Below are 17,345 nucleotides of genomic sequence, written 5' to 3' on the forward strand. Positions count from 1 at the left end.
TCAGCCGAACAGCACCGCGGGATTGAGGTAGCCGCGCGGGTCGAAGGCCGCCTTCACCGCCCGCATCGCGGCTATGTCGGCGTCGGTGCGCGACATCGACAGGTAGTCGCGCTTGCGGCTGCCGACACCGTGCTCTGAGCTGACGTTGCCGTGGAAGTCCGCGATCAACGCCATCATCGCCGAGTACAGCTGCTTCTCCCGCTCGCCGTCGAGCGCACAGCGCACCAGGTTCAGGTGCAGGTTGCCCTCGCCGACGTGACCGAACAGCACCGGTATGGCGTCCGGCGCGTACTCGGCGACGAGCGTGGTCGACGCGGCGGCGAACCCTTCGATCATCGACAGCGGCAGGGACACGTCGAACTTCAGCGGCGGCCCGTAGAGCCCGAGCACCTCGGCGACGGACTCGCGCACCTGCCAAAGGCGTTGTTGCGCATTGACGTCGATGCCGACGGCGGGCTCGCCCGCGAGATCGGCCCGCTCGAGCGCTTCGGCCAGCCGCTCGGTCTGGTCGGTGTCGCCTGCCAGTTCGATCAGCAGTTGCCAGGCGCCCTCGACCGGTGCGCCGACGCCGAGGTGCTCGGCCGTCAGCGCGCTCGCCCGGGCGTCGATCAGCTCGAGGGCGGCGATGCCGTCGGCGTCGCGGAACTCGCGGCCGACGGCGATCAGCGCGCCGAGGTCGGCGAACCCGACCACCGCCGTGACGCGGTGCGCGGGGGACGGGTGCAGCCGCAGGTCCACTCCGGTGATCACGCCGAGCGTGCCCTCGGCACCGATGAACAGCGACACCAGGTCGTAACCGGTGTTGTCGCGGCGGACCTCGCTGTGCCTGCGCACCAGCGCACCGTCGGGCAGCACCACGTCGAGTCCGAGCACCTGTTCGCCCATGTTGCCGTAGCGCACGGTGCGCAATCCGCCGGCGTTGGTGGACGCCATGCCGCCGATCGTCGCCGAGTCCCTGGCGGCGAGGTCGACCCCGAACAGGAGGCCCGCGTCGGCTGCCGCGCGTTGCACCGCGGCGAGCGTGGCTCCCGCGCCGACGCGGACGCGCCGCTCGACCGTGTCGACTTCGCCGATGTCGGTGAGCCGCTCGGTGGACAGCAGAACGTCGTCGTGTTCGGGCACCGTCCCCGCGACCAGCGACGTCCGCCCGCCCTGGATCGTCACGCAGACGCCGGCGGCATGGCAGGCGCGCAGGACCTCCGCGACCTCGTCGTCGGAGCCGGGCCGCACCAGCGCGCCCGCATGGCCGCGGTAGCGGCCGGTGTGGTCGACACTGCGGCCGTCGAGCACGTCCGGATCGGAGCTGACGTGACTTGCGCCGACGATCGCGGCGAGCCGGTCGGTCAGTGCCGGGGGCAGCGAATCCGTCATCCCGTGGGTGTATCACACGGCACGAGCGCCAGGAACGCACCGAGGTCGATCAGGCCCTGCGGGGTGGACGGCAGGTACTCGGTAAGCAGCGTCGACCGGACGATGATCGCTGCGTACTTCGCCCTGCTGATCGCGACGTTGAGCCGGTTCCTGTTGAGCAGGAACGAGATTCCGCGTGGCACGTCGTCCGCCGTCGAGGCCGTCATCGAGACGAACACGACCGCGGCCTGCCTGCCCTGGAACTTGTCGACGGTGCCGACCTCGACATCTGGGAGATCGGCGGCGTCGAGCCTGCGGCGCAGCATCACCACCTGCGCGTTGTACGGGGTGACGATCAGGACGTCCTGCTGGCCCAACGGCCGGGTGCCCGCCTCGTCGGTCCACGGGATGCCTAACAGGCGGCCGATCTCCGCGACGATCGCGTCGGCCTCCTCGGGGCTGTCGGTCGAGTTGCCGTCGTGGTCGACGGCCAGCACGGTCACGCCCGGCGCCACCCCGTCGAGGCTGCGGGCCCCGCTGACCTCTTCGCGGGACTGCAGCCGCCCGTCGTAGGACAGCCGCGACACCGGTGCGCATACCGCGGGATGCATCCGGAACGAGCAGTCGAGGAAGTAGCCGCGTTCGGCAGGCAGGATGTGGTGGCCCTCCACCAGCCAGCCGAGGGCGGACTCGTTCACCGGCTCCGGATGGGTGCCCTGACTCACCTGCGGCAGCTGCTGCGGGTCGCCGAGCAGCATCAGGTTCCTGGCCGAGGACGCCACCGCGATGGTGTTGGCGAGGTTGAACTGGCCGGCCTCCTCGACGACGAGTAGGTCGAGGGCGAGGCGGGGAACGCGGCCACGGTTGGCGAAATCCCAAGCGGTGCCCCCGATTACGCATCCTTCGTGGTCGGCGATGAACGACGCGTAATCCTTCTCGTCGACCTCGCGCCACGCTGCGTTCGGGGCCTTCTTCTTGCCGACGCAGTCCGGGTCGACGCCCGCCTCGATCACGCAGCCCAGGAGGTTCTCGACCACGGCGTGCGATTGCGCGACCACGCCGATGCGCCACCCGTGCTCCTTCACCAGTCGCGCGATGACCGTCGACGAGGTGAACGTCTTGCCGGTGCCTGGAGGTCCGTGCACGGCGAGGTAGGACGAGTCCAGATCGAGTAGTGCCCTGGTGATGTCGTCGGCGACATCGCCGTCCCGAGGCAGCGGGCCGCCGCTGATCGTGCGGGGCGCCCGGCGCAGCAGGACGTCGGTGACGGCATCGGCAGGCAGGTTCGGAAGCCCGGCCGCGACCATGGCCGCAGTGTCCGCGATGGAGTCCTGGAGCGGTTTGGTGTTGATGGGTCCGCCCGGCGTGAGGGCGAATGGCAACTGGTCGAAGACACCACCGTTCTTGGGCTGCCGCTCGACCACGACGGCCTCCGTGGGCGCCTCGGGGTTGTCGCACTCGACGACCGTCACCGTTCCGAACGCCCTGCGGTCCGGGTCGTCGGCCAATCCTTCCGGGGCAGGCGGGTCGTATAGCGCGAACATCTCCCTGCCGAGTCCGCCGTTGGCGAGTTCACCGATCAACTTGAGGTGGCGTTGGGGCTTGCGCGCCTTGGGCGGCTGGTGCCAGTCGGCGACGATCTCGATCCGGTCGGCGATGAAGACGTCGGTGTTGTCGGCCCACTCGTCGACGGGGTTGTTGACGCGGTCGAAGTGCGCCCACCAGAACGGCTTGTCCTCGCGCTTGTGGAAGCCACGGGCGGCGGCCACCATCGCGACGGCCGTCTGCGTGGGGGTGCGTTCCTCGATGCTGTCGCCCGCGAACTTGAGCAGTCGGCGTTCGAGTTCGTCCGCGGGCTCGGCTGCGGCTCCGTCGGTCACCACCAGCGGGCCGCGCGGGGGCACCCCCGACTCGATGGCGCGCGCCATCAACCAGTCGCGCAGCCTGCGCGTCGAACGGCAGTCGTAACGGTTGTAGTCCTCGATCTCCTTGAGCACGATGGCCGCCTCGTGGGCGCTTCCCGCGTCGCGCAGTTCGCAGAACCGGGCGTACTGGGTGATCGAGTCGGTGGCCGTGGTGACCTCGCCGCTACGGAGCTCGTTGCCCATGTAGAGCGGTTCGAGATACTTGATGCTGTAGCTCTCGGTGCCCACCCGAATGCTCTTGCGCACCAACGGGTACAGATCGACGAGGACGCCGTTGCGCAGCATTTCGTCGACATCGTGCTCGCCGACACCATAGCGTCCGGCCAAGCGCAGCAGCGTGCTCTTCTCGTATGCCGCGTAGTGGTAGACGTGCATGCCGGGGTACTTCTTGAGCCGTTTGCGCACCATGGCAAGGAAGTCGACGAGGGCTTGGCGCTCACTCGCCCGGTCGTGCGCCCAGTACGGGGTGAACTCGTCAGTGGTGGTCAGAACGCCCCACAGGTACTCGAGTCCCCACTCGTGGCCGTCGACCGTCCAGAGCGGGTCGCCCTCGAAGTCGAAGAAGAGATCGCCCTTGTTCGCGTCGGGCAGCACCATCAGCGGCTGGGCGTCGAGCACTTCGTACGGCGGCTTGCCGTCCACCCGAGCCGCGACCTGAAGGCGGGCCTGCGCGGTGAGCACATTCACCGTGCGGGCCGATAGTTCGGGCACGGGTCCGGTGTGGCCGGCCAGGTCGTGCAGGGTGCTCACCCCGGCGTCGATGAGCCGAGCCCGCTGGGTGACCCGCATGCCGGCGACGAGCAGCAGGTCGTCGTGCTCGCGGACCTGGACGTCGCATTCGGGGCAGCGGAAGCAGGCCCGCACCCGTTGGTCCTCCCACGTCACCGCGGCCCCGCCTGCGAGGTGGCCGTCCAGCAGCCGCTGCAACGCGGCCCGCCGCGGGAGGTAGACCGGGAGCAGCTCGTCGACCCGGTAGCTCGCGACCGCGCCGTCGCCGAGGACGAGCTCCACCTCGTCGGCCACCGGCACACCGGCTCTGGCGAGGGTGTCGGCGTAGGCGGCGAGTTGCAGCAGCGCCTCGACCTTCACCGAGCGTGCGAGCTTGGTGTCCCGCAGCCGGTAACGATCGCCGTCCAGCACCAGGAAGTCCGCGAAGCCGGCGAACCGGCCGTCGAACATCGCCGCCTGGTAGATGACGGGAGCGCGGCGCTCGACGGCACGCATGGTCTGTTCGGCCGCGGCGCGCAGTCCGGCGTCGGTGTAGGGCGGGCGGCCGATGATCGTGACGTCGCCGCCGAACTCGGTGCGCAGGTCGTCGAGCTGACGGCGCTCGTGGTCGTCACCGAGAGTCGCAGTGCGGGCGAGCAGTTCGTCGTCGGCCGAAATTCTGGGGCCCCGCCCGAGTTTCGCGTCGAACGCCCGCAACAACGCGTACTCACACCGCGCCGCGGCAGCGAGATCGGAGGCGCTGTAGATGACGTGGGCGTCGGCTCCCGCGTTGGATGTCGCCGCCGGGGCGGCTCCGGTGGACGTCAGGAACACGTCCGCCACTGTAGGGCAGTGCGCCGACGAATCCGGGGCGCTTCAGCCGGTGTTGCCGATGAGTTCCACGCCGTTGCCGTTCCAGTGGAACCGCACGACGCTCTTCAACCCCGTGGACCCTGGTGAGTACATCAGCGCAACGGTGTCACCGGTCGTCGCCTGGTCGTCGATGCCGTTGAAGCCGTAGGTGTCGGGAACGCCGGTCGGGATGAACTTGCCGAGGTGGAACATCACCGCACGCGTGTTGGGGTTGGCGGCGTTGGTGTTGGCCTTGACGATCACCACCGACAACGGCGCGCATTCGTTGAAGTTGCCCGCCAGCGGCTCGGGACTCCACGGCTGATTGCTGCGCGGGTCGCGCGGCAACTCGGACACGGCCCTGGCGATCTCGGGGGCGGCGAGGTTCTCCGCGCACGGATCGGCAGGGGGAGAGGTGGCGGTGGGGCCTGCGGCCACGGTCGGTTCGGGGGCAGGTCGGGCGGTCGGCGCGGTCGTCGCCGAGGCTTGCGGCGTCTTGGAGACGGTGGAGTCGCTGGACCCGCATCCGGCAAGCACGAACACCGCCGCCAGCATCGCGACCCACTTCACAACAGGGCACGGTACCGGTCGTGTTGCCGCTCGGCAGATGGCGCCAGGATCTACCCGTAGACTCCTACCTCGATGACCTCGCCTGACACCGACGCGCACGACGCCTCACCGACCTTCGCCGACCTGCAGATTCACCCAGCGGTACTGCAGGCCATTGCCGACGTCGGATATGAGTCCCCGTCGGCGATCCAGGCCGCCACCATCCCGGCGATGCTGGCGGGTTCCGACGTCGTCGGCCTGGCGCAGACCGGTACCGGCAAGACGGCCGCGTTCGCCATCCCGATCCTGTCCAAGATCGACACGTCCAGCCGCATCACGCAGGCGTTGGTGCTGGCGCCGACGCGTGAGTTGGCGTTGCAGGTGGCGGAGGCGTTCAGCCGCTACGGCGCGCATCTGAAGGTGAACGTGTTGCCGATCTACGGCGGCTCCCCGTACGGCCCGCAGATGGCCGGGCTCAAGCGTGGCGCCCAGGTGGTCGTCGGCACTCCGGGCCGCGTGATCGACCACCTCGAGAAGGGCAGCCTGGACCTCTCGCACCTGGACTACCTGGTGCTCGACGAGGCCGATGAGATGCTGCAGATGGGCTTCGCCGAGGACGTCGAACGCATCCTCGAGGGCACCCCCGAGTACAAGCAGGTGGCGCTGTTCTCGGCCACCATGCCGGGGGCCATCCGCAAGATCACGACGAAGTACCTGCACGACCCGGTCCAGGTCAAGGTCGAGTCCAAGACCGCGACCGCCGACAACATCACGCAGCGCTACATCCAGGTCGCGGGTCCGCGCAAGATGGACGCGCTGACCAGGGTGCTCGAGGTCGAGACCTTCGAGGCGATGATCGTCTTCGTCCGCACCAAGCAGGCCACCGAGGAAGTCGCCGAAAAGCTGCGGGCGCGTGGGTTTTCCGCGGCGGCGATCAACGGTGACATCGCCCAGGCGCAGCGCGAGCGCACCATCGCCGCGCTCAAGGACGGCAGCATCGACATCCTGGTGGCGACCGACGTCGCGGCGCGCGGGCTGGACGTCGAACGCATCTCGCACGTGCTCAACTACGACATCCCGCACGACACGGAGTCGTACGTGCACCGCATCGGTCGCACCGGCCGGGCCGGTCGTTCGGGCACCGCGCTGCTCTTCGTGTCGCCGCGGGAACGCCACATGCTGGCGGCGATCGAACGGACCACCCGTCAGAAGCTGGTCGAGGAGCGACTGCCGACGGTCGACGACGTCAACGCCCAGCGGGTGGAGAAGTTCCGCGATTCGATCACCGAGGCGCTCAGCGCGCCAGGAATCGAGTTGTTCCGCAAGCTGATCGAGGGTTACGAGCAGGACCACGACGTCCCCATGGCGGACATCGCCGCTGCGTTGGCGTTGCAGAGTCGCGGTGGCGGGGAGTTCCTGATGACGGAACCGCCGCCGGAGAAGCGTCGGGAGCGCGACGACCGTCCGGCCCGCGGGGACGGCCCGCCGCACAAGCGGCACGACCGCAATCGCGACGACCTCATCACCTACCGCATCGCGGTGGGCAAGCGGCACAAGGTCGCCCCCGGCGCCATCGTCGGTGCGATCGCCAACGAGGGCGGCTTGCACCGCAGCGATTTCGGCCACATCTCCATCCGGCCCGAGTACTCGCTGGTGGAACTGCCCGCGAAGATGTCCTCGGAGACCCTGAAGAAGCTGGAGCGCACCAGAATTCAGGGTGTGCTGATCAATCTCGAACCCGATCGCGGCCCCAAGCGACATAAGCCGAAGTGACGCTGCGGCACGGCCTCGATGCACAAGGCGGGCTGGAATCCGTAACGGCCAGCCGGGTGGACTCGCTGACCGGCATCCGCGCCGTCGCCGCCATCCTCGTGGTGCTGACGCACGCGGCGTACACCACCGGCAAGTACACCCACGGCTATGCCGGATTGATCTACTCCCGCATGGAGATCGGGGTGCCGATCTTCTTCGTGTTGTCGGGTTTCCTGTTGTTCGGTCCGTGGGTACGGGCTTCGAGGGACGGCAGGGACGGGCCCTCGGTGCGGCGCTATGCCTGGCACCGGGTGCGGCGCATCATGCCCGCCTACGTCGTCACGGTGCTGGCGGCCTACGTCGTCTACCATTTCCGCACGGCAGGACCGAATCCCGGGCACACCTGGCTCGGTCTCTTCCGCAACCTCACCCTCACGCAGATCTACACCGACGACTACCTGTTCTCCTACCTGCATCAAGGACTGACCCAGATGTGGAGTCTGGCGGTGGAGGTCGCGTTCTACGTGGCGCTGCCGGTGCTGGCCTGGCTGCTACTGGTGGTGCTGTGCCGAAGGCAATGGCGCCCAGTGCTCTTGATGGTCGGCCTCTCGGTGCTGGCGCTCGCCACGCCGGCGTGGTTGGTGTTGGTACACACGACGGACTGGTTGCCCGACGGCGCACGGCTGTGGCTGCCGACGTATCTGGCGTGGTTCGTCGGCGGCATGATGCTCGCCGCGCTGCGGGAGATGGGCGTTCGCGCCTACGCCCTGGTGTGCATCCCCTTGGCGATCGTCTGCTACTTCATTGCCTCGACGCCCATCGCGGGTGCGCCCACCACGTCGCCGTCGGAACTGCGCGAGGGGTTGGCGAAGGCCGCCTTCTACGCCGTCATCTCCACGCTGGCGGTGGCGCCGCTCGCGCTGGGCAATCGCGGGTGGTACGCGCGGTTCATGGCGAGCAGGCCGATGGTGTTCCTCGGCGAGATCTCCTACGAGATCTTCCTGATCCATCTGGTCACCATGGAGTTGGTGATGGTCGACGTCCTGCACTTCCCGATCTACACGGGCTCGATGCCCGCGTTGTTCGTGGTGACGATGGTGGTGACGATTCCGTTGGCATGGCTGCTGCACCGGTTCACCCGGGTCAAGACCTGAGCCTCGCGGCGGCCCAAACCCCGCCGAGACTGCTAGGAGATCGCGATCCGGCGTGATTTCGCGATCTCCCGGCAGTCTCGGCGCGTCGCGCTAGACCGCGTCTGGTTGGGTCGGCACGACCGTCGGCAACACGAACTCCTCGAGCATCGCCCGCTCGTCGGCGTCGTCGTGACCAGGAAACATCAGCAGCGAGATCATCACGCGCACCACCCAACGGGCCCGGTCCTCGACGTGATCGGTGCCCAGCGAGCGGAGGAACGCCTCGGTCAAACCCTTGATCACCTCGGAGCGTTCGGCCATCTCACCGCCGATGGGCCGCTGCGCGGGTGCGAACCACGCTGACAGCGCCGGGCTTTCGCGCACACTGCGCAGTGACGCGACGATGCCCTCGATCAGACGCTGCCGCGGGTCGGCGATGCTCGCGATCCGCTCGCCCATTCCGGCGAAGATGCGGTAGGTCTCGCGGTGCACGTATGCGGTGTACAGGGCGTCGCGGTTCTCGAAGTAGCGGTACAGCGTCGCCCTCGAACACCCTGCGGCCTTGGCGATTTCATTCATCCCGACGGCTGCGGCGCCTTTTTGCGTGAACAGGTCCTCGGCGGCGTCGAGGATGCGGTCGGCGGCTACCTCGGTCCGGCGGGCGGCCAGCCAGTTGCCCGGCATCAGGTCACCCTGAACGGCACCGACAGCGGCCGCCGCACGTAACTGCCACCGGCCCAGACGATCCCATCCTCGTCGACTTCGAAGTTCGGAATGCGGGCCATCAGCTCGGTCAATGCGACGCGGGACTGCATGCGTGCGGCCGCGGCGCCCAGGCAGTGATGCGCGCCGTGGCTGAAGGTCATGATGTTGCGCGGCTTACGGGTGACGTCCAATTGCGCTGCGTCGTCGCCGTATTGGCGCTCGTCGTGGTTGGCCGAGGCGTACAGCAGCAGTGCGCGTCTGCCTTCGGGAATGGTGGTGTCACCGATCGTCACGTCCCGGGTGACGGTTCTGGCCAGGCACTGCACCGGTGACGTCATCCGGAGGAATTCGTCGACACTGTCGGGGATCAGCTCCGGGTGGTCGGCCAGCAGCTTGCGTTGGTCGGGTCGCCGGTGCAGCAATTGTATTGAACCACCGAGCATTCCGGTGGTGGTGTCATTGCCGCCCGTGACCATCGTGAAGGTGAATGCAAGAATCGAAAGGGTGCCCGCGATGTCGCCGTCGGCACCCACTCCGGCGGCGACCAGGTGCGAGACGGTGTCGTCTGCCGGCTCGTGGCGGCGGCGTTCGATGAGTGCGGTGAAGTACGCCATCATCTCGCCGAGCTTGTCGCCGAGATTCTCCAGCGCCCCGCCGATGCCGCCCTCGGCGGTGTTGGCCGCGACGATCGCGTCGGTCCAGCCGTCGAACTGGTCGCGGTCCTCGTCCGGCACGCCGAGGTAGTGCGCGACGACCATCGACGGCAGCGGCTTGAAGAGTTCGGCGACGATGTCGCCTCCGCCGTTCGAGCGCAACCCCTCGATGCGCTCGACGACGAACTCCCGGACCTTCGGCTCCACCGCCTCGACCTGCCGCGGCGTGAAGCCGCGCGACACCAGCTTGCGAAATTCGGTGTGCGCGGGCGGATCCTGCATGACCATCGGCGGGTTGTCGGCCAGGCCGATCATCTCCAGCTCGCCGTAGTTGACCGTCAGCCCCTCCGCCGACGAGAACGTCTGATGATCGCGTGCGGCGGCGAAGACGTCGGCATGGCGGGACAGCACGTAGTAGTCGTGATCGGGCTTGTCGTCGGGAACCACGTGGTGCACCGGGTCGTGCTCGCGCAGCGCGCGGTACATCGGCCATGGGTCGGGCCAGGTGTCGGCGCCGGCCAGCCGGAACCTGGCTGACGTGGCGTGAGACAAGCTAGCTGACATGTCTCATGTTTACGACAGTTCAATGCTGATGTCAATGTTCCGCATCGTTGCGGTTCGTGGCTCCCAACGCCGGTCTTTTTGCTCAACGGCTGCGCTGACCTGCGCAGATGGACTTGTCACACCCCTTGGGCATACTTCGCACATACGTTCGAAGCAGGAGGTGATTACGGTGGCGGTCGATCTCGACGACGTGGCGGCTCGTCAGTCACGCTTGCTGGCTGCGGTCGCCGAGTTGGCCGCCTTGCCCTTCGAAGAGCTGCCCGCCGACGTGCTCGATTCCGTGTTGTGCAGCATCGAGTCCGCCGAGCGCGTTCTGTCGACCGTCGGGTACGACGCAATCAACGCCCTGCGCGCTCATTGGCCCAAGCGCCTCGGGCGGCTGCGTGATCACCTCGCCAACATGCTGCGAAATCCGTCGACCCCAGCCGTCAGCCACGGGCGAATGGGCATCACCGAAGGCCGAAGAAACCACCCGAACCAGACGCCGCTTGACCGCGGTTGCCGCCTGAGCAACCGGTGCGCGTGGGAGGTCTGCCACGACGCCAGCGGCCTGGCTGGGTCGTGGTGGTGGACATCGACCCGGCCACGGGGAAGGCGGTTACTCGCCGTTGACCCCACGGGTTTACGGCATGGACCGTCGCTGCCGAAAATCGGCGACGTCCGCCGATCGGTGGACAAGAGATTCATCCCCTCCCTCCACCGGACGCCCGACATACACCGCGTCACATCCAGGACACAGTTGACTCATCGCCGGAACTCGCCGGCGGACGACTGAAAAACCAGTCAACACAGAAGGATTGACGAAATGACACCCAAAGCGCACGCGTTCGCTCGATATTGCGCCCTGCCGTTGGCAATCGCCGCCGTCATGGGCCTCGGCGTGGCAGTCGGCTTGGCCACCATGGCCAAAGCCGACCCCGCAGCCCCCACCACTACGACGGTCCCGGCTGGCCCTGGCTACCAGTACTACCCGGACTACTACGCCACTCCCGCGCCGACGCAGGCGCCCGGCTGGCCGAGCCACCACGGCCCGGGCCACATGAACTAACACCGTCGGGCACGCCCTCCCACGACCGGGAGGGCGTGTTCATCGCCGGCCTAGATCGCGGCGCCCGGATTCAGGATGTTGTCCGGATCCAACGCCTTCTTGATCCGGTGGTTGAGCTCCATCGCCTCCGGCCCGAGATATCCCGCGAGCCAGGGCCGTTTGAGTCTGCCGACGCCGTGCTCGCCGGTGATCGTCCCGCCCAGGCCGACGGCGAGATCCATGATCTGGCCGAACGCCGTCTGGGCCCGCTCGGTCTCGTCGTGGTTGGTGGGGTCGTACACGATCAGCGGGTGGGTGTTGCCGTCGCCGGCATGCGCGATCACCGAGATCATCAGGCCGTGCTGCTCGGCGATCTTCTCCACGCCGGAGACGAGGTCGGCCAGCGAGGGCAGCGGCACTCCGACGTCCTCGAGCAGCAGCGAGCCCTTCGCCTCGACGGCAGGGATGGCGAACCGGCGCGCCGCGACGAACGCCTCGCCCTCGTCGGGGTCATCGGTCGAATAGACCTCCGTCGCACCGTGTTCGGTGAAGACGCGGGCCATGTACTCGGTGTCCTCGACGCCCGCAGCCCCGCGGTCGTCGGACGCGGCGACCATCATGGCGGCGGCGTTGCGGTCCAGGCCCATCTTCAGTTTGTCCTCGACCGCGTTGATCGCCACGGCGTCCATGAACTCGAGCATCGATGGCCGGATCTTGCCGGTGATCGTGACGACGGCGTCCGCAGCAGACGCCACCGAATCGAACGAAGCCACCACCGTGCAGCCCCTGTGCTGTGGCGGCAGCAGGCGCAGCGTCACCTCGGTGATCACGCCGAGCGTGCCCTCGCTGCCCACGAACAGTTTCGTCAAGCTCAGTCCCGCAACGTCTTTGAGCCGCGGCCCGCCAAGGCGGACGGCGGTGCCGTCGGCCAGCACCACCTGTAGGCCCAGCACGTAGTCGGTCGTGACGCCGTACTTCACGCAGCAGAGGCCCCCGGCGTTGGTGGCGATGTTGCCGCCGATGCTGCAGATCTCGAACGACGACGGGTCGGGCGGATACCAGAGGCCGTATTCGGCGACGGCCTTCTTGACCTCGGCGTTGAACAGGCCGGGTTGCGTGACGGCCGTGCGGGTCACGGGGTCGACGACGATGTCGCGCATGCGCTCGGTCGACAGCACGATGCCACCGTCGAGCGCGGTGGCGCCGCCCGACAGTCCGGTGCCCGCACCGCGCGGCACGACCGGCACGCGGTGTGCGGAGGCCCAGCGCAACACGGCCTGAACCTCTTCCGTGCGGCGTGGCCTGACGACGGCCATCGCGGTACCCGCATTCGGGTCGGCCGCGCGGTCCTGACGGTACGAGGCGACGATGTCGGGATCGGTGACGACGGTGCCTTCGGGTAGCTCGGCGATGAGTTCTTCCAGCGCGGAGTCCATTCCTCGATGGTAGGCGTCGGCGCGGATCCGACCGGGCTAACCGCCGAGCGCTCTTGCGAGCAGCGTCGCCAATTTGTCGAGATAGCCCGGCTCCGCGCGTCCACCGCGGACGGTGAGCCGCCAATAGATGGGCGCGGCCAGGACATCGAGCGCGAGCTCCAGGTCGGTATCCGGGCTCAGTTCGCCGCGCGCGATGGCACGCTGAAGCATTTCGCGACCCTGTTCGCGTCGTGGTTGGCCGATCATGCCGTCGACGAGCGTGTTCAGCTCGGGGTTTCGTGCCATCTCCGCCACCAGGTCGGGAAGTATCCGGGAGAACCGCGGATGGGACAGCCACCGCATGACTGCACCCAGCAACTCTCGGATGTCTCCGTGCAGCGACCCGGTGTCGGACGCCGGAGCCTGCGCGACGCTGAATTCAGCGACGACGGCCATCGCCATCTCCTGCTTGGACGGCCAGCGCCGGTAGAGCGCGCTCTTGCCGACTCCCGCGCGCTTGGCGACGGCTTCCATGGAGAGCCGCGCGTAGCCCTGGTCGGCCAATTCGTCGAGAACGGCCTCGGTGATGGCCGTGGTGATCGCGGGCTGCAGCACGGCTGCGCCGGTGGGCGCTCGACGGGTCATGGGCAGAGTATAGCGAGTGGACGATACGGACCCGTCCCGCGTATAGTTTACGATGGGACGGTACCGTATCGTCCGAACCTTGGGAGGTAAGCATGACGGCTGAGAAGCTCGTGAAGCACGCCCTGGAACTGCTACTCGCGCACGACGTGGCGGCCTTCGCCGCCCTGTGGGCCGAAGACGGCGTGCTGGAATTCCCCTTCGCTGCGCCCGGCTACCCGGCCAGAGTGGAAGGCCGCGCCGCGGTCGCAGAGTACATGCGCGGTTATCCGGACATTCTCGACATCAAGGAGATTCGGCAATTGGTGCTGCACCAGACCGTCGATCCCGAAGTCGTGGTCGTCGAGTTTGAGGTGGCAGGCGTCGTCGTCTCCAGCGGCGCGCCGTACCAAATGACCTACATCGCGGTGATCACGGTGCGGAACAACGAGATTCAGCGCTACCGCGACTACTGGAGTCCGTTGGCTGCCGCGGAACTGCTGGGCGGCAGCGACCAGTTGTCGAGCGCATTCGCATGGCCGGCGGATGACTGACGTCCTCGTCATGGGCGCTACCGGAACCACGGGCAGCCGGGTCGCCGCCCTTCTGGCCGGACGCGGCGTCACCACCCGGTTGGCGACGCGAACCCCGAAGTCGACCGGCCAGATTCGGTTCGACTGGTCCGACCGCGACACGTATGAGGACGCACTGCGCGGCGTTTCGGCGGTCTACCTCATCGCGCCGATCGGCGTCGCGGATCCAGTCCCGCTGGCCGAACCGTTTCTCGAAGAGGCGGTGCGGCAACGGGTCCGACGTGTCGTCCAGCTGAGCTCGTCGGCGGTTCCGGAGGGGTCGCCTGGTCTTGGCGCAATGCATCGCCTGGTCCGCACGGCCATGCCGGAGTGGGCGGTGTTGCGGCCCTCGTGGTTCATGCAGAACTTCTCCGGCGACCACCTCGTCGCGCGAGGTGTCCGCGACGGTGAGATCGTCACCGCAACCGGAGACGGCAGAGTGGCCTTCATCGACGCGGGTGACATCGCCGCCGTAGCGGCTCGCGCACTGACGGACGAAGTTCCGCACAACACCGAGCACATCCTGACGGGCCCCGAGGCGCTCAGTTACGCAGATGCCGCCGACATCCTGACCCGGCACACTGGCAGGACCGTCCGGCACCGGTCGGTGCCCGCCGACGAGGCAGCGCGCCGCATCACCGAACATGGCATCCCCGCCGATTTCGCACAGGTGCTCGCCGCGATGGACGTCGACATCCGCGACGGTGCCGAAGACCGCGTCACGAACACGGTCGAAACGGTCACCGGCCGTCCGGCTCGCAGTTTCAGTACGTTCGCGGCGGAGGAGTTCGAATCTGGTAGACCCTTGTACCGTGCGGATTCTGATCACGGGGAGTTCCGGGCACCTGGGCGAGGCGCTCTGTCGGGTCCTGGCGGCTGACGGTAACGAAATCGTGGGATTCGACGTTCTGCCGTCGCCCCACACCGCGGTCGTCGGCTCGATCGTCGACCGTGCCCTGGTGGGGCGTGTCATGGACGGCATCGACGCCGTCGTCCACACCGCGACACTGCACAAGCCGCACGTCGGAACCCACAGCCGATCCGATTTCGTCGAGTCCAACGTGACCGGGACGCTGAACCTGCTCGAAGCGGCCGCCGACGCAGGCGTGGGCAGCTTCGTCTTCACCAGCACCACCAGCACATTCGGGCGGGCACTGAGCCCACCGCCGGGCGAGCCGGCCGCCTGGATCACCGAGGACGTCGCGCCGGTGGTGAAGAACGTCTACGGCGCAACGAAGACCGCCGCGGAAGACCTGTGCGAGCTCGTTGCACGCGACCGGGGACTGCCGTGCGTGATCCTGCGTACGTCGAGGTTCTTTCCCGAAGCCGACGACCGCGACGACGTCCGGTCCGCCTACGACGATCTCAACCTCAAGGTCAACGAACTGCTGCACCGTCGCGTCGACCTCGACGACGTGGTCACCGCCCACCGCCTGGCCGTCGAACGTGCTCCCACACTGGGCTTCGGCCGCTACATCGTCAGCGCTACAACACCATTCGTCGTCGACGACGTCGCCGCGCTGGCACGGGACACGCCTGGCGTCGTGCGTCGGCTGTACCCGGACGTCGACGAGGTGTACGCGTCGCTCGGATGGACCATGTTCCCGGTGATCGACCGGGTGTACGTCAACGCCAGGGCGCGACGCGACCTGGGCTGGTCACCTCGCTACGACTTCCGCCATGCCCTGGACCGACTTGCGGAGGGTCTCGATCCGCGCAGTCCGCTCGCACTCGCCGTGGGCGCGAAGGGATATCACGCCACGAGCACGGGCGTGTACACGACCGGCTGATCAGGGCACCATCCACGACAACACGGGGGAGGCCTGCAGTCCGGACAGAATGCACAGCAGGACCAGGAACCCGAGGCTCCACAGGATGACGCGGCGGAAGATGTCGCCCTCCTTGCCGTTGAGGCCGACCGCCGCGGCGGCGATCGCGAGGTTCTGCGGCGAGATCATCTTGCCAAGCACGCCACCGGAACTGTTCGACGCCGCCATCAGCACGTCCGACAGTCCCGCCTGATTCGCAGCGGCGACCTGCAGTGCCCCGAAGAGCGAGTTGGACGAGGTGTCGGAGCCGGTGACGGCGACGCCGAGCCAACCGAGGATGGGCGACAGCACCGCGAACGCCCCGCCTGCCGCGGCCATCCAGGTGCCGAGCGTGATGGTCTGACCGGACAGGTTCATCACGAATGCCAGTGCGAGGACCGTCATTACGGTCAAGATTGCCCAGCGGAGCTGATGCAGCGTCGCGCCGTACGCCTTCAGCGCGCATGGCACCGACAGTCGCAGCGCCACCATCGTCAGGATGCCTGCGACGAGCATCTGCGTGCCCGGCGTAGTCAGCAGGTTGAGGGTGAACTTCGTCAGGGTCGACGGGTCGCCTTTGGCGTTGACGACGTGCAGGCCGGGCCAGTTGATCGCGAACGTCGCCTTGTCGAGCAGCTTTTTGATCGCGGGAATCTGGCAGATCACGAAGACCCCGATGATGATTGCGTAGGGCGCGTACGCCTTTGTCACCTCGGCGCGCGAGTCATGGTGGCCGTCTGTTTGTTCGACGCGTCGGGTTGAGTCGGCCGACGGTTCGTCGCCCGTCGGACCCGCAACGCCCGCCGATACCGCTTCCCCGGTCGCTCCGCTCCTGCCCGCCGAACCGGCGACCACGGGCTGCTCCGTATACGCGTGCCGGGGCTGCCAGACCCGCACCAACGCGACCACCGCGGCGGCGGACACCAGGGACGCCACGACGTCGGCCAACGGCACCGAGACGAAGTTCGACGTTGCGTACTGCGCGACGGCGAACACGAAGCCGCAGACCACTGCGGCTGGCCAGGTTTCGCGCACGCCACGCCAGCCGTCGACGACCATGACCAGGGCGAGCGGTACGAACAGCGCAAGCAGCGGCGTCTGCCGCCCGACCATCGCGCCGAGCGTGTCGACGGGCAGATCCGTGACCTTGCCCAACGTGATGATGGGCGTGGCCATTGCGCCGAACGCGACGGGCGCGGTGTTGGCGACCAGCGCGAGCACGGCGGCCTTCAGCGGCTTGAAGCCCAAGGCCATCAGCATCACCGAGGTCACGGCGACGGGCGTGCCGAACCCGGCGAGCGCCTCGATCAGCGCGCCGAACGAGAACGCGATGATGATGGACTGGATCCGCTGGTCGTCGCTGACCGAGGAGAAGGAGCGCCGCAGCACGTCGAAATGTCCTGTCTCGACGGTCATCTGGTAAACCCAGATCGCATTGATGACGATCCAGAGGATCGGGAAGAACCCGAACGCGGCGCCCTCGGTCCCGGCCAACAGGGTCTGCCCGATGGGCATGCCGTAGACCACGACGGCGATCACGATGCTCGTCGCGAGCGATATCAGTGACGCCACCCAGGCGGTCATCTTGACGGCGCCGAGCAGAACGAACAACAACAGCAGCGGTATTGCCGCAACCACGGCACTCCAGGCAAGGGAATTGGCGACCGGATCAAGAACTTGCTGGTACACGGCTGACCTCGATTGTGGCGTG

15 protein-coding genes are annotated in these 17,345 nt (G+C 67.7%); 7 read left to right on the forward strand and 8 right to left on the reverse strand.

All coding sequences use genetic code 11. The features are described 5' to 3' along the window. From N536_RS0124240 to N536_RS0124250, 3 genes are read right to left on the reverse strand one after another with little or no spacing between them, the layout of a single operon-like run. Entirely contained in the window at positions 1–1,371 is a 1,371-nt protein-coding gene (locus N536_RS0124240) for an FAD-binding oxidoreductase (RefSeq protein WP_029115978.1), read from the reverse strand. Continuing rightward, positions 1,368–4,811: a TM0106 family RecB-like putative nuclease gene (locus N536_RS0124245; protein WP_036437535.1), complete on the reverse strand. Its 3,444-nt coding sequence runs from the start codon at positions 4,809–4,811 to the stop codon at positions 1,368–1,370. The genes N536_RS0124240 and N536_RS0124245 overlap by 4 nt, the downstream gene beginning before the upstream one ends. Positions 4,812–4,859: 48 nt before the next feature. Further along, entirely contained in the window at positions 4,860–5,390 is a 531-nt protein-coding gene (locus N536_RS0124250; RefSeq protein WP_036437537.1) for an LppP/LprE family lipoprotein, read from the reverse strand. 87 nt (positions 5,391–5,477) lie between these two features. On the opposite strand from N536_RS0124250, the gene N536_RS0124255 reads away from it, so the two are divergent. Together N536_RS0124255 and N536_RS0124260 are read left to right on the forward strand one after the other, a co-directional pair. Further along, positions 5,478–7,157, forward strand: a complete 1,680-nt coding sequence (locus N536_RS0124255) for a DEAD/DEAH box helicase (RefSeq protein WP_029115981.1) — start codon at positions 5,478–5,480, stop codon at positions 7,155–7,157. Then, positions 7,154–8,290, forward strand: coding sequence for an acyltransferase (locus N536_RS0124260; RefSeq protein WP_029115982.1), 1,137 nt, complete (start codon positions 7,154–7,156; stop codon positions 8,288–8,290). Before N536_RS0124255 ends, N536_RS0124260 begins: the two co-directional genes overlap by 4 nt. 90 nt (positions 8,291–8,380) lie before the next feature. Here N536_RS0124260 and N536_RS0124265 read toward each other — a convergent pair whose 3' ends face one another. Both N536_RS0124265 and N536_RS0124270 read right to left on the reverse strand, forming a co-directional pair. Continuing rightward, positions 8,381–8,953 carry a TetR/AcrR family transcriptional regulator gene (locus tag N536_RS0124265; RefSeq protein ID WP_029115983.1) on the reverse strand — a complete coding sequence of 191 codons (573 nt, stop codon included), beginning with the start codon at positions 8,951–8,953 and terminating at the stop codon, positions 8,381–8,383. Beyond that, entirely contained in the window at positions 8,953–10,191 is a 1,239-nt protein-coding gene (locus N536_RS0124270) for a cytochrome P450 (protein ID WP_029115984.1), read from the reverse strand. The genes N536_RS0124265 and N536_RS0124270 overlap by 1 nt, the downstream gene beginning before the upstream one ends. 169 nt (positions 10,192–10,360) lie before the next feature. Between N536_RS0124270 and N536_RS0124275 the strand changes: the two genes are divergently transcribed. Together N536_RS0124275 and N536_RS0124280 are read left to right on the forward strand one after the other, a co-directional pair. Continuing rightward, complete coding sequence (locus N536_RS0124275) at positions 10,361–10,966, forward strand: hypothetical protein (protein WP_029115985.1); 606 nt, start codon at positions 10,361–10,363, stop codon at positions 10,964–10,966. Positions 10,967–10,996: 30 nt separating this feature from the next. Next, positions 10,997–11,239 (forward strand): hypothetical protein, encoded by a 243-nt coding sequence (locus N536_RS0124280; RefSeq protein ID WP_051574737.1) that lies wholly within the window; start codon positions 10,997–10,999, stop codon positions 11,237–11,239. 50 nt (positions 11,240–11,289) lie between these two features. On the opposite strand, the gene N536_RS0124285 is transcribed toward N536_RS0124280, so the two are convergent. Beyond that, positions 11,290–12,654 (reverse strand): FAD-binding oxidoreductase, encoded by a 1,365-nt coding sequence (locus tag N536_RS0124285; protein ID WP_029115987.1) that lies wholly within the window; start codon positions 12,652–12,654, stop codon positions 11,290–11,292. A 36-nt stretch (positions 12,655–12,690) separates the two neighbouring features. Next, complete coding sequence (locus tag N536_RS0124290; protein ID WP_036437492.1) at positions 12,691–13,278, reverse strand: TetR/AcrR family transcriptional regulator; 588 nt, start codon at positions 13,276–13,278, stop codon at positions 12,691–12,693. A gap of 92 nt (positions 13,279–13,370) precedes the next feature. Between N536_RS0124290 and N536_RS0124295 the strand changes: the two genes are divergently transcribed. The 3 genes from N536_RS0124295 to N536_RS0124305 are packed head-to-tail and all read left to right on the forward strand — an operon-like array spanning position 13,371 to position 15,616. Continuing rightward, a complete protein-coding gene (locus tag N536_RS0124295) occupies positions 13,371–13,808 on the forward strand; it encodes a nuclear transport factor 2 family protein (RefSeq protein ID WP_029115989.1) in 438 nt (145 codons plus the stop codon). Further along, positions 13,801–14,706 carry an NmrA family NAD(P)-binding protein gene (locus tag N536_RS39355; protein ID WP_051574738.1) on the forward strand — a complete coding sequence of 302 codons (906 nt, stop codon included), beginning with the start codon at positions 13,801–13,803 and terminating at the stop codon, positions 14,704–14,706. The genes N536_RS0124295 and N536_RS39355 overlap by 8 nt, the downstream gene beginning before the upstream one ends. After that, positions 14,639–15,616: an NAD(P)-dependent oxidoreductase gene (locus N536_RS0124305; RefSeq protein ID WP_029115990.1), complete on the forward strand. Its 978-nt coding sequence runs from the start codon at positions 14,639–14,641 to the stop codon at positions 15,614–15,616. The genes N536_RS39355 and N536_RS0124305 overlap by 68 nt, the downstream gene beginning before the upstream one ends. Here the strand turns inward: N536_RS0124305 and N536_RS0124310 are convergent, their stop codons facing one another. Further along, positions 15,617–17,323 (reverse strand): L-lactate permease, encoded by a 1,707-nt coding sequence (locus N536_RS0124310; protein WP_029115991.1) that lies wholly within the window; start codon positions 17,321–17,323, stop codon positions 15,617–15,619. Between the last annotated feature and the right edge of the window lie 22 nt (positions 17,324–17,345).

The organism is Mycobacterium sp. URHB0044 (assembly GCF_000620625.1).
In the GTDB taxonomy this organism is placed as follows: domain Bacteria; phylum Actinomycetota; class Actinomycetes; order Mycobacteriales; family Mycobacteriaceae; genus Mycobacterium.